Source organism: Dactylosporangium cerinum (assembly GCF_042653625.1).
In the GTDB taxonomy this organism is placed as follows: domain Bacteria; phylum Actinomycetota; class Actinomycetes; order Mycobacteriales; family Micromonosporaceae; genus Dactylosporangium; species Dactylosporangium cerinum.
This window is the reverse complement of record NZ_JBHSIU010000054.1, coordinates 368,965-388,007: the sequence shown is the minus strand read 5'-3', so window position 1 is coordinate 388,007 and position 19,043 is coordinate 368,965. Positions and strand designations below refer to the sequence as shown.

At 73.1% G+C, this 19,043-nt stretch carries 17 protein-coding genes; 10 read left to right on the top strand and 7 right to left on the bottom strand.

What is annotated here, in order from left to right; all coding sequences use genetic code 11:
- Positions 1-43: 43 nt before the first annotated feature.
- Together ACFPIJ_RS39850 and ACFPIJ_RS39845 are read right to left on the bottom strand one after the other, a co-directional pair.
- Positions 44-823 (bottom strand): class I SAM-dependent methyltransferase, encoded by a 780-nt coding sequence (locus ACFPIJ_RS39850; protein WP_380123391.1) that lies wholly within the window; start codon positions 821-823, stop codon positions 44-46.
- 25 nt (positions 824-848) lie between these two features.
- Complete coding sequence (locus ACFPIJ_RS39845) at positions 849-1,223, bottom strand: response regulator transcription factor (protein WP_380123389.1); 375 nt, start codon at positions 1,221-1,223, stop codon at positions 849-851.
- A gap of 56 nt (positions 1,224-1,279) precedes the next feature.
- Here ACFPIJ_RS39845 and ACFPIJ_RS39840 point away from each other — a divergent pair, with 56 nt between their 5' ends.
- Positions 1,280-3,592, top strand: coding sequence for a sensor histidine kinase (locus ACFPIJ_RS39840; protein ID WP_380123387.1), 2,313 nt, complete (start codon positions 1,280-1,282; stop codon positions 3,590-3,592).
- Here ACFPIJ_RS39840 and ACFPIJ_RS39835 read toward each other — a convergent pair.
- Together ACFPIJ_RS39835 and ACFPIJ_RS39830 are read right to left on the bottom strand one after the other, a co-directional pair.
- Positions 3,564-4,055 carry an SRPBCC family protein gene (locus ACFPIJ_RS39835; protein WP_380123385.1) on the bottom strand — a complete coding sequence of 164 codons (492 nt, stop codon included), beginning with the start codon at positions 4,053-4,055 and terminating at the stop codon, positions 3,564-3,566. The genes ACFPIJ_RS39840 and ACFPIJ_RS39835 overlap by 29 nt on opposite strands.
- A 174-nt stretch (positions 4,056-4,229) precedes the next feature.
- A complete protein-coding gene (locus tag ACFPIJ_RS39830) occupies positions 4,230-4,631 on the bottom strand; it encodes an ArsR/SmtB family transcription factor (RefSeq protein ID WP_380123383.1) in 402 nt (133 codons plus the stop codon).
- Between the two features lie 123 nt (positions 4,632-4,754).
- Between ACFPIJ_RS39830 and ACFPIJ_RS39825 the strand changes: the two genes are divergently transcribed.
- Entirely contained in the window at positions 4,755-6,056 is a 1,302-nt protein-coding gene (locus tag ACFPIJ_RS39825; protein ID WP_380123381.1) for a chitosanase, read from the top strand.
- On the opposite strand, the gene ACFPIJ_RS39820 is transcribed toward ACFPIJ_RS39825, so the two are convergent.
- A complete protein-coding gene (locus ACFPIJ_RS39820) occupies positions 6,053-8,275 on the bottom strand; it encodes a putative bifunctional diguanylate cyclase/phosphodiesterase (protein WP_380123379.1) in 2,223 nt (740 codons plus the stop codon). The genes ACFPIJ_RS39825 and ACFPIJ_RS39820 overlap by 4 nt on opposite strands.
- 188 nt (positions 8,276-8,463) lie before the next feature.
- On the opposite strand from ACFPIJ_RS39820, the gene ACFPIJ_RS39815 reads away from it, so the two are divergent.
- Genes ACFPIJ_RS39815 through pepN form a run of 6 tightly spaced genes read left to right on the top strand, consistent with a single transcriptional unit; the run spans position 8,464 to position 15,584 of the window.
- Positions 8,464-9,660 (top strand): alpha/beta hydrolase family protein, encoded by a 1,197-nt coding sequence (locus tag ACFPIJ_RS39815; RefSeq protein ID WP_380123377.1) that lies wholly within the window; start codon positions 8,464-8,466, stop codon positions 9,658-9,660.
- A complete protein-coding gene (locus tag ACFPIJ_RS39810) occupies positions 9,657-10,556 on the top strand; it encodes an ABC transporter ATP-binding protein (RefSeq protein WP_380123375.1) in 900 nt (299 codons plus the stop codon). The genes ACFPIJ_RS39815 and ACFPIJ_RS39810 overlap by 4 nt, the downstream gene beginning before the upstream one ends.
- On the top strand, positions 10,553-11,299 hold the full coding sequence (locus tag ACFPIJ_RS39805; protein ID WP_380123373.1) for an ABC transporter permease: 747 nt from the start codon (positions 10,553-10,555) through the stop codon (positions 11,297-11,299). Before ACFPIJ_RS39810 ends, ACFPIJ_RS39805 begins: the two co-directional genes overlap by 4 nt.
- A 34-nt stretch (positions 11,300-11,333) precedes the next feature.
- On the top strand, positions 11,334-12,506 hold the full coding sequence (locus tag ACFPIJ_RS39800) for a sensor histidine kinase (protein ID WP_380123724.1): 1,173 nt from the start codon (positions 11,334-11,336) through the stop codon (positions 12,504-12,506).
- A complete protein-coding gene (locus tag ACFPIJ_RS39795) occupies positions 12,503-13,108 on the top strand; it encodes a response regulator transcription factor (protein WP_380123371.1) in 606 nt (201 codons plus the stop codon). Before ACFPIJ_RS39800 ends, ACFPIJ_RS39795 begins: the two co-directional genes overlap by 4 nt.
- Positions 13,109-13,157: 49 nt before the next feature.
- Positions 13,158-15,584: an aminopeptidase N gene (gene pepN, locus ACFPIJ_RS39790; RefSeq protein ID WP_380123369.1), complete on the top strand. Its 2,427-nt coding sequence runs from the start codon at positions 13,158-13,160 to the stop codon at positions 15,582-15,584.
- A gap of 169 nt (positions 15,585-15,753) precedes the next feature.
- On the opposite strand, the gene ACFPIJ_RS39785 is transcribed toward pepN, so the two are convergent.
- Positions 15,754-16,359 (bottom strand): DUF1707 SHOCT-like domain-containing protein, encoded by a 606-nt coding sequence (locus ACFPIJ_RS39785; RefSeq protein ID WP_380123367.1) that lies wholly within the window; start codon positions 16,357-16,359, stop codon positions 15,754-15,756.
- Between the two features lie 67 nt (positions 16,360-16,426).
- On the opposite strand from ACFPIJ_RS39785, the gene ACFPIJ_RS39780 reads away from it, so the two are divergent.
- A complete protein-coding gene (locus ACFPIJ_RS39780; RefSeq protein ID WP_380123366.1) occupies positions 16,427-17,329 on the top strand; it encodes an MBL fold metallo-hydrolase in 903 nt (300 codons plus the stop codon).
- On the opposite strand, the gene ACFPIJ_RS39775 is transcribed toward ACFPIJ_RS39780, so the two are convergent.
- Positions 17,330-17,797 (bottom strand): Lrp/AsnC family transcriptional regulator, encoded by a 468-nt coding sequence (locus ACFPIJ_RS39775; RefSeq protein ID WP_380123364.1) that lies wholly within the window; start codon positions 17,795-17,797, stop codon positions 17,330-17,332.
- A gap of 71 nt (positions 17,798-17,868) precedes the next feature.
- On the opposite strand from ACFPIJ_RS39775, the gene ACFPIJ_RS39770 reads away from it, so the two are divergent.
- Positions 17,869-18,894, top strand: coding sequence for a Glu/Leu/Phe/Val dehydrogenase dimerization domain-containing protein (locus ACFPIJ_RS39770; RefSeq protein ID WP_380123362.1), 1,026 nt, complete (start codon positions 17,869-17,871; stop codon positions 18,892-18,894).
- The last annotated feature ends 149 nt before the right edge of the window (positions 18,895-19,043 follow it).

The window sequence follows — 19,043 nt, the reverse complement described above, 5'->3', positions numbered from 1 at the left end:
CCGGAAGACCTTGTGTACCCAGGGGTGCACGAGGTCTTCCGGATCACGGCCGTGCGCCGCCGGCCAGCAGTGCGGCGGTCGGCAGGGCCAGCACGCCGTCGGCGGTGACGTACGCCGCGGCTTGGCGCTCGTATTCGCGCCGGGCGGCCGCGACGGTCGCCGGGTCCTGGCCGGCGAGGGCCTCGCCGAGTGCGCCCATGCCGTTGCTCGGCCCGACCCACCAGGACTCGACGTCCGTCTGGTGCGTCCAGGCGATCGTGCGGCACTCGACGTCCCGGACGCCGGCACCGGCGAGCAGGCCGGTGACACCGTCGGTGGTGCGGGCGAAGTTCAGCTCCGGCGGGATGCTCGACGGCGCCGGGGTGAGCCCGACCGCCGCCATGACGTCCGCCCACAGCTGTTGCAGCGGCGGCGCCGGGTGCGGCCAGACGGTGACCGCGACCCGCCCGCCCGGCGCGGTCAGCCGCAGCAGTTCGGCGACGGTGCGGGCCGGATCGATGACGTGGTTGACGACGAAGTTCGCGACCACCGCGTCGAACGCACCGTCGGGGAACGGCAGGTCCGGCAGCTGGCCCTCGACGACCTCGGCGCCGGGCACGTTGCCGCGGGCCAGGTCGACCATGCCCGGCTCCGCGTCCACCGCGGTGACCCGGCCGCCGCCCGCCACGGCGAGCGCCGCGACGGTGCCCGTGCCGGTGCCGACGTCGAGCAGCCGGACCCCGGGCGCCATCCCGGCCGCGGCCAGGAGCGCGGGCGCGGTGTGCGTGCACAGGTGGGCATAACTGTCGGCGTAGGCCGCCGCGCGACCGGTCCATTTCCCCATGCCGGCCATCTTTCCTGACGGCCGGTCAGTCAGGGGTGTCGGACAGCAGGGTCTCGATGCGCTCCAGCAGGATGCTCGGTTCGAACGGTTTGACCAGGTAGTCGTCGGCGCCGGCGTCGAAGCCGGTGCTGACGTCCAGCCACTGGCCGTGCGAGGTGAGGATCAGCACCGGCATCAGCTCGGTGTCGGCGGTCTCGCGCAGGGCGCGGCAGACCTCGATGCCGTTGATGCCGGGCATGCTGACGTCCAGGATCGCCAGGTCCGGGTGCTCGCGGCGGGCGGTGTCCAGGGCGGTGCCGCCGTCGGCGCAGGCGATCACCTGATGGCCGGACGTGTCGAGCAGAAACGTGAGCAGTTCGCGGATCGCGAGGTCGTCCTCGGCCACCAGCACCGTCGACATGCCTATCAACTCCCTGGAAGCTCTCGATCTGAGTATACGAACAAAACGGCTCAACTATGGTGGTTCCGGACGTTCCCCGCCGTCTGGAGGCCGCCGCGATGACCGCACACCGCTGGTATGGATCGATGGCGCTCGCCGCGGCCGTGCTCATCCTCGGGGTCTTCGCGACGCTCGGCGTCACGGTCGTCATCACCGGCAAGGAGCGGCGCTCGGCGCAGCAGGTGATCCAGCGCCAGTCGGACCTCGCCGCCGCCACGGTCGCCGCGGAGGTCCGCCGGTATCTCGACACCATCGACAACGTCGCCGCCGCCCTCGGTTCGCACGACGTGCTGAGCCCCGACGAGTTCGACCGGGCCACCTCGCGGGTGCCAGGGGAGGCCCTCGCGGGCGCCACCGCGCTCGTGTTCGTCGTTCCCGCCGGCCCGGCCGAGTGGCGGGCGGCCGGCGCCGGTGACCTCACGCTGCGGCCCATCCCCGGTGCCGGGGAGCACTACTTCGGCGTGTACGCGCGGCAGCTCGACGGCCTGGCCCGGCTCGAGGGCGGCACCGACCTCGGTGCCAACCTCGACCTCGCCGACGTCATGCGGGAGGCGCGGCGCGTCGGCGGGTCCGCGGTGTCCAACGCGGCACTGCTGGCCCGCGACGCCGCACGCCCCGCGGACGAGCAGCGCCGCACGCTCAGCCTCGCCACGCCGGTCCTCGGGCCGGGCGGCGTGCTGCGTGGCTGGGTGGTGCTCGGGCTGCGCGGTGAGGGGTTCTTCGGCGGAGCCCTGGGCGAGGTGCTGCACCGGCGGGTCACCGCGACCCTGTCGGCGACGCAGACCGGCGGGGGACTGCTGACGATCGCGACCGTGCACCGGCTCGCCACACCCGGCGACGCCCTGCACCGCCACCAGGACCTCGACATCGCGCAGCGGCGCTGGCACCTGGAGGTCAGCGCCGACCCGCGTGAGCTGCCCGGGGCCTACACCGACCGGCCCCTCGTCACCGCCGTCGCCGGCGCGCTGCTGACCGTGTTGCTGACGCTGCTGGTGTACCTGCTGTCGACCCGCCGCGCGAAGGCGATGATCCTGGTCCACGAGGCGACCCGGGAGCTGCGCGCCGCCGAACGTGAGGCGCGCGAGCAGGCCGCGCTGCAGCAGGCGATCCTGACCAGCCTCGGCGAGGGGGTCACGGTCGTCGGCGCCGACGGGCGGGTCCTGCTGCACAACCCCGCCGCCCGGCAGCTGCTCGGCACCGCCGACGACGCCGACGACCTGCAGGACTGGCCGGCGCACTACGGCGCGTACCTGCCGGACCGGGTGACCCCGTTCCCGGCCGTCGAACTGCCGATGGTGAAGGCGTTGCGGGGTGTCTCCGTCGACCGGGTCGAGATGGTCATCCGAAACCCGGCCCACCCCGACGGCATCCTGGTCAGCGTCAGCGCCCGCCCGCTGGACCGCTCCGCCGGCGCACCCCGCGGCGCGGTCGCGGTGCTGCACGACATCACGGCGCTGCGCCGCTACGAGACCGAGCTCGCCCAGTTCGCCGCCGTCGTCGCGCACGACCTGAAGAGCCCGTTGACCGCGGTGCACGGGTTCGCCGCGGTCGCCGCCGACGCCGTGTCCGCCCTGCCGGCCGGTGATCCGGTGCGGCCGGGCGGGATGACCCGGGCCGACACCGCACGGGCGGCGGTCGAACGGGTCCGGCTGGGCGCGATCCGCATGCGGTCGATCATCGACGACCTGCTGGCGTACACCACCGCCCGGGATGCTCCGCTCAACCTCACCGATGTCGACTTGCGCGCGATCGTCGAGTCGGTCGTCGCCGAGCGCACCGCACCGGCCCCGCCCGTGCACCTGAGCATGGCGTCGTCGGCCGGCCGCCCACCCACGCCGACGGTCCACATCGGCGACCTGCCGCAGATCAGGGCGGATCCGGGGCTGCTGCGCCTGGTCGTGGACAACCTGGTCGGCAACGCCATCAAGTACACCCCGGCGGGCCGCACGCCACACGTCGAGGTCACCGCGCACGCCGACGCCGACGGGGTGCACCTCGTCGTCGCCGACCGTCGCATCGGCATCCCCGACAGCGAGAAGGGCCGCGTGTTCGAGTCGTTCTACCGGGCCCGTCCGGTCGACTACGGCGGCACCGGGCTCGGCCTGGCGATCTGCCGGCGGATCGTGGAGCGGCACGGCGGGTCGATCGCGGTCGAGGACAACCCCGGTGGCGGCACCAGGTTCCGGGTGACGCTGCCGACGGCGGGCGCCGCGCTCGAGCCCGACCCGATCGCGGCGCTGCGCACCCACGGCAACTCCGCCGACGTGGGCTGGGAGCGCCTCATGCGCCCCAGCGACACCGTCACCCTTGCGCAGGCGCCAGGGCGGTGAAGTAGTCGCGCATCGACGGATAGTAGTCGTTGAAGTCGGGCATCGGGGTGCCGTCGCGGGAGGCGACGAGCGCGTCGAGGTAGAACTCCCAGCCGGGGCCGAAGTCGCCGATGCCGTCGGGGCCGGGCATGTGGTGGACCAGTTCCAGCTGGGTGCCGGCGTCGACGGTGGACAGCCGCAGCTCCAGGTATGCCATCGGGTTGGTCAGCGCCAGGCGCCGGGGCGGCTCGCACGCCTCGATGACGGCCTCGGACCAGGGGGCGCCTTCCTCCTGCACCATCTGATACTGGATCGTGCCGCCCGGGCGGCCGTCGCCCTTCCACGGGCCGAACCAGCGGGCGGTGCGGTCGGACTCGGTGACGCTGGCCCACACGTCCTCGATCGGAGCGCGGAAGGTGCGGGACACGATCAGTTCGCCGCCGGTGGGGGTGGGTGTCCAGCGGCCGGTCGGGGTCGGGCTCATGCCGTCACCTCCGCTGCGCTCCGGCGCCGGCCTGAGCTAAACCTGCGCCCCTGATTCGCGGTTCCTCCGCTGCGCTCCGGACCTCTCATGCCGTCACCTCCGCTGCGCTCCGGCGCCGGCCTGAGCTAAACCTGCGCCCCTGATTCGCGGTTCCTCCGCTGCGCTCCGGACCTCTCATGCTGTGCGTTCCTCCTGATCGAGCTGCGATGGTTGCGGTGCGAGGCGGTGCTCGCGGCGGGTGCGGTGCACCTCGGTCTCCAGGGCGTCCATGCGCTGCTGCCAGATCGACGGCGCCGCGAACTGCGCCAGCCAGGCGGTCAGCTCGCCGAGCCGGGAGGCGTCCAGCGCATACAGCCGGCGGCGACCCACGAGGGTGTCGCGGACCAGCCCGCACTCGCGCAGCACGCGCAGGTGCCGGCTCACGGCCGGCCGGCTGATCTCGAACCGGGCGCCGATGGCCGAAGCCACCTGGCCCGCCGGCACGGGACCGCCGGTGTGCAGCAGCGTCAGGATCGCCCGGCGCACCGGATCCGCGATCGCCTCGGCCACGTCGTCCACGCCGAAAGTGTAACCCATGGGTTACACGATGGGCCGCCTAAGCGAGTCTGAAGTCTGGCTTAGGTGGCTTGACATCGAAGGATTCGAATCGCAATATCTGTCAGGTAACTTACCTATCTAATCGCCCCCTGGAGGCGCCCCGTGAAGATTCCCGGCAGGCTGGTCGGCATCGGTGCCGCAGCCGTGCTCGTCGGTGGGGTGACGGTCGCCGTCACGACCTACGGCGCCGAGGCGGCCGCGGAGACCCTGCTCTCGCAGGGGAAACCGGCCACGTCGTCGTCCAACGAGCTGTCCTCGCTCGGCCCCGGTAACGCCGTGGACGGCAACACCGGCACCCGCTGGGCCAGCGCGGAGGGCGTCGACCCGCAGTGGATCCGGGTCGACCTCGGCGCCCCGAAGACGATCACGCACGTCAACCTCAACTGGGAGGCGGCGTACGGCAAGTCGTACCAGATCCAGACCTCGCCCGACGGCAGCACCTGGACGAACATCTACAGCACCACGACCGGCAACGGGGCCACCGACGACCTCACCGGCCTCAACGGCACCGGACGCTACGTCCGGGTCCTCGGCACCGCCCGCGGCACGACCTATGGCTATTCGCTGTGGGAGTTCAAGGTGTACGGCAGCGACGGCACGACGCCGTCCCCCAGCGCTTCGGCGTCGCCGTCAAAGAGCCCGAGCGCTTCACCCACGAAGAGCAGCAGCCCGAGCTCCAGCCCCAGCGCGGGCAAGGACCTCACCGACCCGCGCAAGAAGGACATCGCCATGCAGCTGGTGTCCAGCGCGGAGAACTCGTCGCTGGACTGGAAGGCGCAGTACAAGTACATCGAGGACATCGGCGACGGCCGCGGCTACACCGCCGGGATCATCGGCTTCTGCTCCGGCACCGGCGACATGCTCGAGCTCGTCGAGCTGTACACCCAGCGGGTCCCGGGCAACGTCCTGGCCAAGTACCTGCCCGCCCTGCGCAACGTCGACGGCAGCGACTCCCACGCCGGGCTCGACCCGAACTTCACCAGGGACTGGAAGACCGCGGCCGCCGACCCGGCGTTCCAGACCGCGCAGAACGACGAACGCGACCGGGTCTACTTCAACCCGTCCGTGAACCAGGCGAAGGCCGACGGGCTGCGGGCCCTGGGCCAGTTCGCCTACTACGACGCGATCGTCATGCACGGCCCCGGCGACAGCGCGGTCAGCTTCGGCGGCATCCGCCGGGCCGCGATGGCGAAGGCCCGCACCCCCGCACAGGGCGGCGACGAGTTCACCTACCTCAACGCCTTCCTCGACGCCCGGGTCGCGGCGATGAAGACCGAGGAGGCGCACAGCGACACCAGCCGGGTCGACACGGCCCAGCGGGTCTTCCTCAACAACCGCAACTTCGACCTCAACCCGCCGCTGAGCTGGAAAGTCTACGGCGACCCGTTCAACATTCCCGCCTAATCGGGACGGGCGTCGCCGAGGATCGTTGAGATCGCCTCGGCGGCGCCCGGTTTCGCGAACAGGTAGCCCTGCCCGAACTCGCAGCCGAGGCCCTGCAGCGTCGACCACTGCTCCTGGGTCTCGATGCCCTCGGCGACGGTCTGCAGCTGCAGGGCCCGCCCCAGCTGCACGACCGCCTCGGCCAGGGTCGCGTCGCCGTGCTCGGTGTCGATGCCGTCCACGAACGACCGGTCGATCTTCAGGATGTCGACCGGGAACCGCTTGAGGTACGACAGCGACGAGTAGCCCGTCCCGAAGTCGTCGATGGCGAGGCGGACACCCAGCCGCTTGAGCCGCCCGAGGGTCTCGATGGTCGAGTCGGTGTCGTGCATCAGCAGCGACTCGGTGATCTCCAGGACCACCTGGTGCGGGTTGATGCCGGTCTCCGCGATGATCTGCCCGACCTCCTCGACCAGGCCCTCGTGCTGGAACTGCCGCGCCGACAGGTTCACGTTCATGCGGATCCGCTCCGCGTTGGGGAACTCGGCGCACCACTGCGCCAGCTGCTCGCAGGCCTGCCGCAGCACCCACCGGCCCAGCGGCACGATGAGCCCGGTCGACTCGGCGAGGGGGATGAACGCGTTGGGCCCGACGAGCCCGCGCACCGGGTGCTCCCAGCGGACGAGGGCCTCGACGCCGATCAGCCGGCTGGTCGGCAGGTCCACGATCGGCTGGTAGTGCACGGCGAACTCGTCGTTGGCCAGGGCCTGCTCCAGCTCGGCGCGGTCGTCGGCCTCCCGCAGGATGTCGGCGTACATGCCCGGGTCGAACAGCGCGTAGCGGTCCCGGCCGGCCGCCTTCGCCGCGTACATCGCCAGGTCCGCGTTGCGCAGCAGCTCACCCGGGTCCGGACCGTCCTCGCCGTCGCCGGCCTTCGCGGTCGCCACGCCGATGCTCGCCGAGCAGACCACCTCACGGTTGCCGAGCCGCAGCGGCCGGCGGATCGCGGCCAGGAGCCGGTCGCCGAGGTCCATCGCCTCGATCTCGCTCACGTCCTCGACGAGGATCGCGAACTCGTCGCCGCCGAGGCGGGCCAGGGTGTCCGCGGCCCGCAGCTGCTGGTGCAGCCGCAGCGCCGTCGTGGCGATGAGCTGGTCACCGGCGTTGTGCCCGAGGCTGTCGTTGACGAGTTTGAAGTCGTCGAGGTCCACCAGCAGCAGCGTGATCCGCCCGCCGCCGCGGCGGTTACGGGCGATCGCGTGCTCCAGCCGATCCCGGAACAGCGCCCGGTTCGGCATGCCCGTCAGCGAGTCCGCGAACGCCTGCCGGGTCAGCTCCTCCTCCAGCTCCTTGCGTTCGGTGATGTCCCTGATGCTGATGACCGCCGCCTCCAGCGACGGGTCGTCGAGCCGGTTGGTGCCGATCACGTCGGCGTAGATCCAGGCACCGTCGGCGCGGCGGACCCGGGACTCGACCCGGGCGGAGGAGCCGGGAGCGCCGTTGGCGACGCTCAACCACCACTCCATCACCGTCGGCAGGAAGTCCGGGTGGGTGATGTCCATCAGCAGGTCGCTGGTGACGAACGCCTGCTCGTAGCCGAGCACCGAGCGCACCGACGGGCTCACGTAGGTGACGCCGCCGCCGGGCAGCACCGCGATGACCGCGTCGGAGGAGTTCTCCAGCAACGCCTCGATCCGCCGTTCGGCGCTGAGCCGGGCCGTGTCCAGCCGCCGGCGGTTGCTGGCGGTCCGCGCGCAGAACCACATGACCCCGGCCATCAGTGCCAGGGTCAGCGCGGCGAGGGTACCGGTGACCGGCCGGTCGCGGGTGAGCACCAGCGACATGTACCCGGCGAGGGAGACCGCACCGATGCCGATGACGGCCCGTTCGGAGGCGAGCGCCGACGTGGAGGCCAGGATCAGGGTCACCCCGGCCGGGTAGATGGCGAGCGCGGCGACGTCGTAGGCGGTGAACCCCAGCAGCACCGCCAGGTTCGCCAGCCACCACGCGACGAGCGCCCGCGGCAGCCACGGCTTGAACACCAGCCGGGGCCACGGCAGCAGCGCCAGCACGCCCTGCACCACGGCGGCGCACCCGATCAGCGCGACCAGCAGCGGCCCGCCCTGCCAGTCCAGCTGGACCCGGACCGCGCCGATGAGGATCACCCCGACGGCGATCCACGTGCCCAGCCTGATCTGGCGGGCACGGTACTCGCCCTCGTGCTGTTCCAGCGCGTTCACCGACATGGTCCGTTGATCGGTGCCGCCCGGACCTTCCTGAGCCGATCCGCCCGGGCCCCGGGTGCGGAACGGGAGCAGTGCGGGAGAACCGCGGTCTGACATTTGTCATCCACCGGGCGTGAACCGCGCACCCGAACCGGTGCGCCGTGACACTACGGGTGCCGTCCGGGAGCCCGAAGACTGTCCATATGAGACGCAGACTCGTGCTGCTGGCGGCCGCGTCGGCCGCCGTCGCCACCGTCCCCGCCCCGGCCTTCGCCGCCGACGTCCGCGGCCCGCGCCTGTCCGCGGGACGCGGACCGCGCCTTCCCGCGGGACGCGGCACGGCGGTCAGGCGGCTGGTGCTGCCGGACCCGACCGGCCCGCACCGCATCGGCACCGTTTCCCTGCACCTCGTCGACCGGTCCCGGCCCGACCCGTGGGTCCCCGCGGAAACCGTCCGGGAGCTGATGGTGCAGGTGTGGTACCCGGCCCGCGACGCGCGCCGGCTGCCGTGGGCGCCGTGGGTGTCGCCGGCGTTCGGCGCGCTGATCAACCCGCCCGGCTCCGGCTACGAACTGCCCCTGACGCACGCCCGGACCGGCGCGCCCGCCCTGCCCGGGCACCGGCCGGTCGTGCTGTACTCGCCCGGCTTCGGCGTCGAACGCACCGCGGGCACCGCCGTCGTGGAGGAACTCGCCAGCCACGGGTACATCGTCGTCACCATCGACCACACGCACGACTCGCCCCTGGTGGAGTTCCCCGACGGCCGGGTCGCGACGAGCGCGGTGCCACCGCCGACCGGGGAACCGGGGGAGGAGGAGCGGCTCATCGCCAAGGCCCTCGCCGCCCGGGTCGCCGACACCCGGTTCGTCCTGAACTGGCTGGGCCGCCCGCAACGGGCCCTGCCGGGCGGTTTGTGGCACGCGATGGACCTGCGCCGGATCGGCATGATCGGGCACTCCCTCGGCGGCGCCACCGCGGCGCAGACCATGCTCGAGGACCGGCGGGTCACGGCGGGCGCGAACCTCGACGGCGCCATGTCCGGCAGCGTGCTCACCGCCGGGCTCGACCGGCCGTTCCTGCTCGTCGGCTCCGAGGGGCACGACCGCGCCGGCGACGACACGTGGGCCGCGATCTGGTCCGTGCTGCGCGGGCCGCGCCTCGAACTGCAGTTGCGCCGCTCCGGGCACATGTCGTTCACCGACTACCAGGTGCTGCTGCCGCAGGCCGGTATCCCGCCGGAGGACCTCACCGACGCCTTCGGCACGATCGACGGCCCCCGGTCGGTCCAGGTGCAGCGCGCCTACCTGCTCGCGTTCGCCGACCGGTTCGTGAGCGGCCGCCGCGGTGCGCTGCTCGACGGTCCCTCGCCGGTCTTCCCCGAGATGCGGTTCCTCCCGTGACGGCCGCGATCCAGGTGCACGGACTGCGCCGCCGCTACGGCACGTTCGAGGCGGTCCGCGGCGTCTCGTTCGACGTCGAGCGCGGTGAGCTGTTCGCGCTGCTCGGCACGAACGGCGCCGGGAAGACCTCGACCCTCGAACTGGTCGAAGGGCTGGACCGGCCGACCGCCGGCACCGTCCGGGTCCTCGGCCGGGACCCGGTCCGCGACCGGGCACACGTGCGTCCCCGCACCGGCGTCATGCTCCAGGAGGGCGGCTTCCCACCGGACCTGACCCCGGCCGAGGCGCTGCGGATGTGGGCCGGCCCGCTGCCCGCCGCCCGCCCGGTCGCCGAGGCCCTCGACCTGGTCGACCTGACCCACCGGGCCGGCGTGCGGATCCGGCAGCTGTCCGGCGGCGAACGGCGCCGCCTCGACCTCGCCGCCGCCGCCATCGGCCGGCCCGAGCTGCTCATCCTCGACGAGCCGACCACCGGCCTGGACCCGCAGAGCCGGCACGACACCTGGCGGTTGCTGCGCGCGCTGCTCGGCGACGGCGTCACCATCCTGCTCAGCACCCACTACCTGCAGGAGGCGCAGGAGCTCGCGGACCGCGTCGCGATCCTGCACGAGGGTGCGGTCGTCGCGGCCGGTTCCGTCGCCGAGGTCGTCGCCGGGTTCCCGGCCAGGATCGCCTTCGACCTGCCGCCCGGCCTGACCCTGGACGGGCTGCCGGACGTCGTCGGCGCGTACAGCGAGGCCGGCGGGCGGGTCACCCTGCACACCACGGCCCTGCAGGCGGCGCTCACCACCCTGCTCGGCTGGGCCGCCGCGCACGACGTCGCCCTCGACGGCCTGGACGCCAGGTCCGCGACCCTCGACGAGGCGTTCCTGTCGATCGCGGGCGGTGCCGCATGAGGCACCTCGCGGCCGCCGAGCTGCTCCTCCTGGTGCGCAACCGGATGGCGATGTTCAACGCGTTCCTGCTGCCCCTGCTGGTCATCGGGCTCCTCGCCGGCGGCGGCGACACCGGCGACCCGGACGCCACCGCCCGGCTGGTCACCGGCCTGCTCGGGTTCGTGCTGCTCGGCGTCCTCTACTACACGCTCGTCAGCACCTACGTCGCCCGCCGCGAGGACCTGGTCCTCAAGCGGCTGCGCGTCGGTGTCCTCACCGACCCCGAGATCCTCATCGGCACCGCCGGCCCCGCCACCGCCGTCGCCCTCGGGCAGATGACGCTGTTCGTCGCCGCCGGCGCCACGTTCGCCGGCTTGCCGGTGCCCGCGAACGCCGCCGTCCTGCTCGTCGGCGTCCTCGGCGGCGCGGCCGTGTTCGTGCTGCTCGCCGCGGCCAGTGCGGCCTTCACCCGCACGGTGGAACTGGCCCAGATCACCACGCTGCCCGTCCTGCTCGTCAGCTTCGCCGGCGCCGACTTCGCGCTGCCGGCGGACGCCCTGCCGCCCGCGGTCGCGCAGACGCTACGGTTGCTGCCGCTGGGACCGACCCTCGAACTGGTGCGGCTCGGCTGGCTCGGCAGCCCCGGCCAGGACGCGCTCGGCGTCCTCGGCGAGGCGGCCGCGCCGGCGGGGCTGCTCGTGGCGTGGACGGTCCTCGGCTGGCTCGCCGTGCGACGCTGGTTCCGCTGGGAGCCACGCCGGTGAGGCGGGCACCGGTGTCTGGAGGATGTGCGCGGTGATGGGCTGGTGGCGGCGGCGCGGGCAGGCGACGCGGTTCGAGTGGTACGTCCGTGGCTCGTTCTACAGCCAGATCGCGCTGTCGCCACTGCTCGTCGGGTTCCTCGTCCAGCTGGAGGTGACCCGCCTCGCGCTCACCGCCGTGGTGGCCGGGTTCGTCGCGCTCACCGCCGTGTGCCTGCTGCTGGTCCGGGCGGGCATCGACGCCTACCTGGGGCTGCGACCACGCCCGACGGCCCTGATCCTCACCGGCGGCGGGCTGACCGCCGCCGGTGCCGCCGCCGCGGTCGCGGCCTACCCGCACCCCACCCCCGGGCAGCCCGACGGGCCGGCCGCCGCCATCCTCATCATGCTCGCCCTCACGTACGTGTCCGCGCTGTGCGCCGCGGTCCGGCCCAGGATCAGCCTCGCCGCCGTGCTCGCCTGCGGCACCGGCATCGGCCTCATCTCCAACGGCCCGGCCGCGCTCGCGCTCGTGTTCCTGCTCGGCTCCGTCGTCGGCGCGTACCGGGTGCTGCTGTGGATGCTCGGGGTGGTCCGCGAGCTGGAGCGGGCGCGGCACGTCCAGGCAGGTCTCGCCGTCGCCGAGGAACGCCTGCGCTTCGCCCGGGACCTGCACGACGTCGTGGGCCGCACGCTGTCCGTCGTCGCGTTGAAGGCCGAGCTCGCCGCGCAGCTGGCCCGCCGCGGCCGGGAGGAGGCGGTCGCCGAGATGCTCGAGGTGCGCCGCATCGCCCAGGACTCCCTGACCGAGCTGCGCGCCGTCGTCGGCGGGTACCGCGCCGCCGACCTCGACGTCGAGCTCGCCGGCGCCCGGGCGCTGCTCGCCTCGGCCGGTATCGAGTGCCGGGTCATCGGCGACGGTGGTGACCTTCCCGCCGCGCTGCAGAACACGCTCGGCTGGGCCGTCCGTGAAGGCATCACCAACCTGCTGCGCCACAGCGAGGCCCGCTCCTGCGTCGTCACCCTCCGGTCGTCGCCGTCGACGGTGACGCTCACCATGACCAACAACGGCGTTGCCGTCTTCGACAAGGTGGTGTTCGGCGGCGGCCTCATCGGGCTGACCGAACGCATCACCGCCCTCGGTGGTGCCGTCAGCGCCGCCCGGCGCCCACCCGACGGCTTCGAACTGTGCGTCGAGCTGCCACTGCCGGTCGGGGCGGTCGCCGCGTGATCCGCATCCTGCTGGCGGACGACGAGCACCTGATCCGGGGTGCCATCGCCGCGCTGCTCGGGCTCGAGGACGACATGCAGGTCGTCGGCCAGGCCGCGACCGGCGCCGAGGCCCTCCGCCTCGCCCGCGCCCTGCGCCCCGACGTCGCCGTCCTCGACCTGCAACTGCCCGACCTCGACGGCGTCGCCGTCGCCACCACCCTGCACGCCGAACTGCCGACCTGCCGCACGATGATCGTCACCAGCCACGGCCTGCCCGGCCACCTGAAACGCGCCCTCACCGGCGGCGTCCGCGGCTTCCTCGCCAAGACCGTCTCCGCCGAGGTCCTCGCCACCGTCGTGCGCACCGTCCACGCCGGCGGCCGCTACGTGGACCCGCAACTCGCCGCCGAGGCCATCAGCGCCGGCGACAGCCCCCTCACCGCCCGCGAGGCCGACGTGCTCACCCTCGCCGCCGAGGGCGCCCCCGTCGACGAGATCGCCCGCCGGGCCGCCCTGTCACCGGGCACCGTGCGCAACTACCTCTCCTCGGCCGTCGGCAAGACCGGCGCCGCCAACCGCCACGAGGCCGCCCGCATCGCCCGCACCAGAGGCTGGATCTAACCGGCGCCGACGGTCATTCCGTTGCGCTGTCCGCGTCTACCATCGCCTGATGAGCAACCGGAGCCTGACGCAGGTCGAAGCCGAGGAGCGGGCCGCGCTGCTGGCCGTCGAGCGCTACGACGTCGAGATCGACTTCACCGACCTGCCGACCGGGCCGCTGGTGCGGTGCGTGTCGACGGTGCGGTTCACCTGCCGCGAGGTCGGTGCGGACAGCTTCGTCGACTGCGCTGCCGAGGTCGTCAGCGCCGTGCTCAACGGTGCCGACCTGCCGCCCGCGCGGGACGGCCGGATCCCGTTGCCAGGCCTGCGGGCCGTCAACGAGCTGCGGGTGGTGAGCGTGCAGGCGGAGACCCGCGAGGGTCAGGGTGTGCACAAGGCCGTCGACGCCGGCGACGGCGAGGTGTACGTGTGGACGTCGTTCGAGCCCGACGAGGCGCACCACGTGTGGGCGTGCTTCGACCAGCCGGACCTGAAGGCCCCGCACGCGTTCACGGTGCTCGCTCCCGCGCACTGGACGGTGGTGAGCAACAGCGGGGGCGTGGTCGTCGACGTGGTCGGCGACGCCCGGCGGTGGACGTTCCCCGCGACGCCGCCGCTGTCGGTCTACAACACGGTCGTCAACGCCGGGCCGTTCCACCAGATCCGCCGCGAGGCCGACGGCTACGACCTGGGGCTGCTGGCCCGCCGGTCCCTCGCGCAGGTGCTGGAGCGCGACGCCGACGAGCTGTTCACCCTGACCCGGCAGGGGCTGGCGTTCTTCGCCGAGGTGTTCCGGATGCCGTTCCCGCAGCGGCGGTACGACCAGGCCTTCGTCCCCGAATACGGCGGCGCGATGGAGAACTACGGCTGTGTCACCTGGGACGACGCCATCCTGTTCCGGTCCGCACCGACCGAGGCGGAGCGGGGCTACCGCGCGAAGATCCTGCTGCACGAGCTGGCGCACATGTGGTTCGGCAACATCGTCACGATGCGCTGGTGGGACGACCTGTGGCTGAACGAGGCCTTCGCCGAGTTCGCGGCCAACTGGGCCGCGGGGCGGGTCACGGAGTTCACCGACGCGTGGGCGGCGCACCTCGCCGACGGCAAGCTCGCCGCGTACCTCGCCGACCAGGGCCCGGCCACGCATCCGATCCGCCAGCCGATCCGCGACGTCGCCCAGGCCATGTCGATCTTCGACGCGATCACGTATCCCAAGGGCGCGTCGGTGCTGCACCAGCTGATGCACTACGTCGGCGAGCCGGCCTTCGCCGCCGGCATGGCCGCCTACTTCGAGCGGTTCGCGTGGGGCAGCACGACGCTGCAGGACCTGATCGACGTGCTCGCCGAGAGCAGCGGCCGGGACCTCGACGGGTGGCGGACCGGGTGGCTGGAGACCGCCGGCACCGACCGGCTCACGCTGCGCCGGGCCGGGCACGGCCTGGTCCTGGACGCGCGGGGACCGCAGGGCCCGCCGCGCCCGCAGGTCCTCTCCGTCGGCGCGTACGCCCGCGACGGCGACCTGCTGCGCCGGGTCGACCTGGCCCGGGTCGAGGTGAGCGGGCCGACGACCCCGGTGGACCTGCCGGACGCCGACCTGTACCTGGTCAACGACGAGGATCTCACGTTCGCCACGACCCGCCCTGAGGACCGCGACACGCTGTTCGCGACGGCGGGGGCGTTGCCGACCCCGATCGCCCGGGGCGTCGCCGTGGCGACCGCCTGGGACATGCTGCTCACCGGTGAGGCGACCGCGGCGGAGGCGGTGCGGTGCCTGACCGGCGTCCTCGGGGTGGAGACGTCGGGGTCCGTGATCGAGCCGTACCTCACCCTCGCCGCCGACGCCGCGGAGCTGTGGTCGCCGGACGCGGACCGCCCGGCGCTGATCGCCGCGGTCGCCGCGACCGCCCGTGAGCTGGCGTCGGACCCGGGGCGCCGGCAGGCGGCGCTGCGCACGCTCGCCCGCACCGCCGTCGACCTGGATGAGGTCGGGTGGCTGCAGGCGCAGGCCGGCGACGACCTCGACCTGCGGTGGCGGGCGCTGGCACGCAAGTCGGAGCTCGGCGGTGCCGTCGACGCCGAGATCGACGCGCTGCTGGACCGCGACCCGGACCCGGAGGCGTGGGTCCGGGCCACCACGGTGCGGGCCGCGGCCCCCGACCCGGCGGCGAAGGAGGCGGCGTGGCACACCGTGGTGGTGGATCGTTCGGTGCCGATCGGTGACGTGAAGCGGGTGACGGCGACGTTCTGGCGGCCCGGGCAGGATGCGTTGCTCGCCCCGTTCGCGGAGCGCTACCTGGACCTCGCCCCGCAGCTGCACCGCGGCGGGATGACCCCGGCGATGGTGTTCGCCAACCGGCTGTTCCCCATCTACGCCGTCGACGAGACCTACCTTGGGCGCGCCGAGATGGTGGCCGTGGACGCGGCGCCCGTCGTCGGCAAGTACATGACCGAGCGCATCGACGTGGTCCGCCGGATGCTGCGCGCCAGGACGTCCTAGGGGCTGTATCCAGGTGTGACCGGCGTGGTTCCAGGCGGTGTCTGAGTCCGCCGCAGCCCGGCCATCCACTTCGATACAGCCCCTAGGGCTGTTTCGTGAGGGGGTCGGTGTGCGGCGTCGCCTGGACCCGCCGCAGCCCGGCCATCCCTTGTGAAACAGGCCCAGCCCGTCAGTCCTTGTGTTTGCGGGACTTGCGGCGCACGGTGACGCCGCCCCAGAACGCGAAGCCGGTGACGACGATGCGGGGCGCGCCGTGCCGGCCCGGGGCGGTGGCGCCATGGTCGAATCCGCCCATCAGCCCGATGCCGGTGACGTCGACCTCGGCGTCGTCGGGGACGATCACCTCGACGCCGCCCATCACCGCAACCGCCCGGATCTTCAGGTCGCCGTAGAGGAACCGGGCGTCGCGCAGGTCGATCGTGCCGCCGCCCCAGAACGCCAGGCAGGAGAGCAGCCGCGGCGGGATCCAGGCGCCCCGGCGGTGGAAGCCGCTCATGACCGCGACCGCGCGCTGCCGCTCGGCGACCTCACCGGGCCGCGGCGGCACGCCGTCGAGGCCGACCGGTGCGGTCGACGGCTTCGGCAGGTCCACCAGGATCGGCTCCAGCTCCGCATAGGTGCGGGCGGCGTAGACGGCGCGCAGGCGCTCGTCGAGTTCGTCGAGGTCGAGCCGCCCCTCCGCGGCGCTGGTGCGCAGCACCTCCGCGACCCGCTCGCGGTCGGCGTCGGAGGCGCGCAGGTGCCGGGGGTCCACCCGCTCCGGAAGGTCTGCCATCGGCACAGACTAATCGAGTTGCCGCCGCCGGTACCGTCGACATTGGACGCCGAACCGGAGGACTGTCATGGTGCACGCTGACCTGCTCGAACGCGGGCATCCGTTCCGCCAGTGGAAATCGTGGGCGATTCCCGGCACCGGGGTCACGATGAGCGGCTACTCGCGGTCCAACGACAAGACCTTCTTCCACCTGCCCGAGCTGCGCGCCGGTATCGACTGCGGGCTCGTGGAGGGCTGGCAGCCCGACACGGTGTTCCTGACCCACACGCACATGGACCACAGCAAGGACCTCGACTACGTCGCGGTCAAGGAGTCCGGCGTCGACATCTACCTGCCGGCGGCCGCGGTGCCGTTCGCGGAAGGGTACATCCAGGCAACGAGCTCCCTGAACCACAACGCGCCCTACGACGCCTCGCTGGCGCCGGCGGCCCGGTTGCACGGGGTCCGTGGCGGCGACGAGTTCGCCGTCGGCAAGCGCGGCGCGCACCGGGTCCGGGTCGTCGACTGCGAGCACAAGGTCCCGTGCGTCGGCTTCGCGTTCTCCTCGGTGAAGCGCGCGATCAAACCCGAGTTCGAGGCGTTGAAGGCCGACGGCCGGCTCCTGGCCGCGAAGCGCCGCGAGGGGGTCGAGATCGACCACGAGGTGGTCACGCCGCTGTTCGCGTTCCTGGGCGACACCCGCCCCGACGTCTTCGCCCGCTCGCCGTGGCTGCTGGACTATCCCGTCGTCGTCACGGAATGCACGTTCCTCGACGACGACCAGCTGGACCGGGCCCGCCGCATCGGGCACACCGTGTGGAGCGAGCTGCGCCCGATCGTCGAGGCCAACCCGGCGACGACGTTCGTGCTGACCCACTTCAGCCTGCGCCACTCCGACCCGGAGATCGTCGCGTTCTTCGACAAGCAGGGCCTGTCCAACGTGGTCGCGTGGGCCCACCCTTGCAGTCGCTTGCCGGAGTCATACCAGTAGTCATTGATCCAGGGGTTGCACGACCTGGTTGCGGGCGTGCTGGTAGATGATCGAGCTGCGGAACCCGACGATCTCCCGGCGTTTCGTGAACTTGTCCATCAGCAGCGCGTGCAGGGCGTCGACGCTGGGCACCGCCACGTGCACGAGGAAGTCGTCGCCGCCGGCGACCACGAACACCGACAGCACCTCGGGCAGCGTGGTCACGTAGGCCTTGAAGCCCTCGATGACCTGCCGGCTCAGCGGCCGGATCTGCACGTGGAGGAACGCCTGCACGTGCCGGTTGAGCGCCGGCAGGCTCACCTCCGCGTGAAATCCGGTGATGACGCCGCGCTCCCGCAGCGCCCGCACCCGCTCAAGGCACGTCGACGGCGCGATCCCGACCGCCGCCGCGAGGTCCCGGTTGGTCTGCCGCGCATCGTGCTGCAACAACGCCACAATCGCCGAATCAAGTTCGTCCACGGTCGCCATTCTGCCGCAGCGTTCGAACTTCGTTCGGCTCGACGGTTTCTCCATCGTCAGGTGTACTACCGTCCGCCACCATGTTCGAACATGAGCAGGTTGTCATCCGCACGGGTGCCCGCAGCGGGCGGCCCGTCATCATCGCGCTGCACTCCACCGCCCTCGGCCCGGCGCTCGGCGGGTGCCGGCTCGCCGTCTATCCACACTGGACGGACGGGCTGACCGACGCGTTGCGACTGTCCGCCGCCATGACCGGCAAGTGCGCCGTGGCCGGCCTGCCCAATGGCGGCGGCAAGACCGTCGTGCCGCTGCCCGCCGGGCCGTTCGACCGGCGGGCCGTGCTGCTCGACGTCGGCGACGCCATCGAGGACCTCGGCGGCCGCTACGGCACCGGCCCTGACGTCGGCACCGGCACCGACGACATGCTGGTCATCGGCGAGCGCACCCGCCACGTCGCCTGCCGCCCCACCTCGGCCGGCGGCAGCGGCGACTCCTCCACCCAGACCGCCGCCGGTGTGGTCGCCGCGCTGCACGCCCTGTGCGCGGCGGTGTTCGGCTCGCCCGATCTCGCCGGTCGCCGGTTCGCGGTGGTCGGTCTCGGCCGGGTCGGCGCCGACGTCGCCCGTCGCCTGGCCGCGGCCGGCGCCACGCTCGTCCTCAGCGACGTCGACCCCGCCCGCCGTCACGTCGCGGACGCGCTCGGCGCGGCGCTGGTGGCACCCGGGGACGCGCTCGCCGCCGACGTCGACGTGCTGGTCCCCGCCGCGCTCGGCGGCGTGCTCACCCCCGGCTCGGTGCCGCTGCTGCGCTGCCGGGCGATCGCCGGCCCCGCCAACAACCAGCTCGACGCCGACGCCACCGCCGACCTGTTGCACGCCCGCGGCATCGTCTGGGTCCCGGACCACGTGGTCAGCGCCGGCGGCGTCGCCTACGCCGCCGCCGTCGAACTGCACGGCGAGACCCCGGCCCAGGCCACCGCCCGGGTCGAGGGGATCGGCGGGACCGTGCGTAGCCTCCTGGACGCGTCGGCGCGGGCGGGCGTCACGCCGCTCGCCGCCGCCCACGACCTCGCCGCCCAGCGCCTCCGATCCGCCCGCGCCGCCTGAGCGCGTCGCGCCGCCTGAGCGTGCCGCGTCGCCTGAACCGCCGTGATCGAAGTCGTGTGCCGTCCGTCCGCGCAGCCGGCACGCGACTTCGATCACGGGCGGTGGCGGCACCGGCGCTGGAGCAGGCCGCACGTGCCCGTCCGGCGAGA

Excerpts from the sequence above, each read along its gene's own strand:
- ACFPIJ_RS39850 (WP_380123391.1), bottom strand. The coding sequence starts at position 823 with ATGGGGAAATGGACCGGTCGCGCGGCGGCCTACGCCGACAGTTATGCC.
- pepN (WP_380123369.1), top strand. The coding sequence starts at position 13,158 with ATGAGCAACCGGAGCCTGACGCAGGTCGAAGCCGAGGAGCGGGCCGCG.
- ACFPIJ_RS39840 (WP_380123387.1), top strand. The coding sequence starts at position 1,280 with ATGGTGGTTCCGGACGTTCCCCGCCGTCTGGAGGCCGCCGCGATGACC.
- ACFPIJ_RS39800 (WP_380123724.1), top strand. The coding sequence starts at position 11,334 with ATGGGCTGGTGGCGGCGGCGCGGGCAGGCGACGCGGTTCGAGTGGTAC.
- ACFPIJ_RS39785 (WP_380123367.1), bottom strand. The coding sequence starts at position 16,359 with ATGGCAGACCTTCCGGAGCGGGTGGACCCCCGGCACCTGCGCGCCTCC.
- ACFPIJ_RS39780 (WP_380123366.1), top strand. The coding sequence starts at position 16,427 with ATGGTGCACGCTGACCTGCTCGAACGCGGGCATCCGTTCCGCCAGTGG.
- ACFPIJ_RS39815 (WP_380123377.1), top strand. The coding sequence starts at position 8,464 with ATGAGACGCAGACTCGTGCTGCTGGCGGCCGCGTCGGCCGCCGTCGCC.
- ACFPIJ_RS39830 (WP_380123383.1), bottom strand. The coding sequence starts at position 4,631 with ATGGGTTACACTTTCGGCGTGGACGACGTGGCCGAGGCGATCGCGGAT.
- ACFPIJ_RS39770 (WP_380123362.1), top strand. The coding sequence starts at position 17,869 with ATGTTCGAACATGAGCAGGTTGTCATCCGCACGGGTGCCCGCAGCGGG.
- ACFPIJ_RS39775 (WP_380123364.1), bottom strand. The coding sequence starts at position 17,797 with ATGGCGACCGTGGACGAACTTGATTCGGCGATTGTGGCGTTGTTGCAG.
- ACFPIJ_RS39805 (WP_380123373.1), top strand. The coding sequence starts at position 10,553 with ATGAGGCACCTCGCGGCCGCCGAGCTGCTCCTCCTGGTGCGCAACCGG.
- ACFPIJ_RS39835 (WP_380123385.1), bottom strand. The coding sequence starts at position 4,055 with ATGAGCCCGACCCCGACCGGCCGCTGGACACCCACCCCCACCGGCGGC.
- ACFPIJ_RS39845 (WP_380123389.1), bottom strand. The coding sequence starts at position 1,223 with ATGTCGACGGTGCTGGTGGCCGAGGACGACCTCGCGATCCGCGAACTG.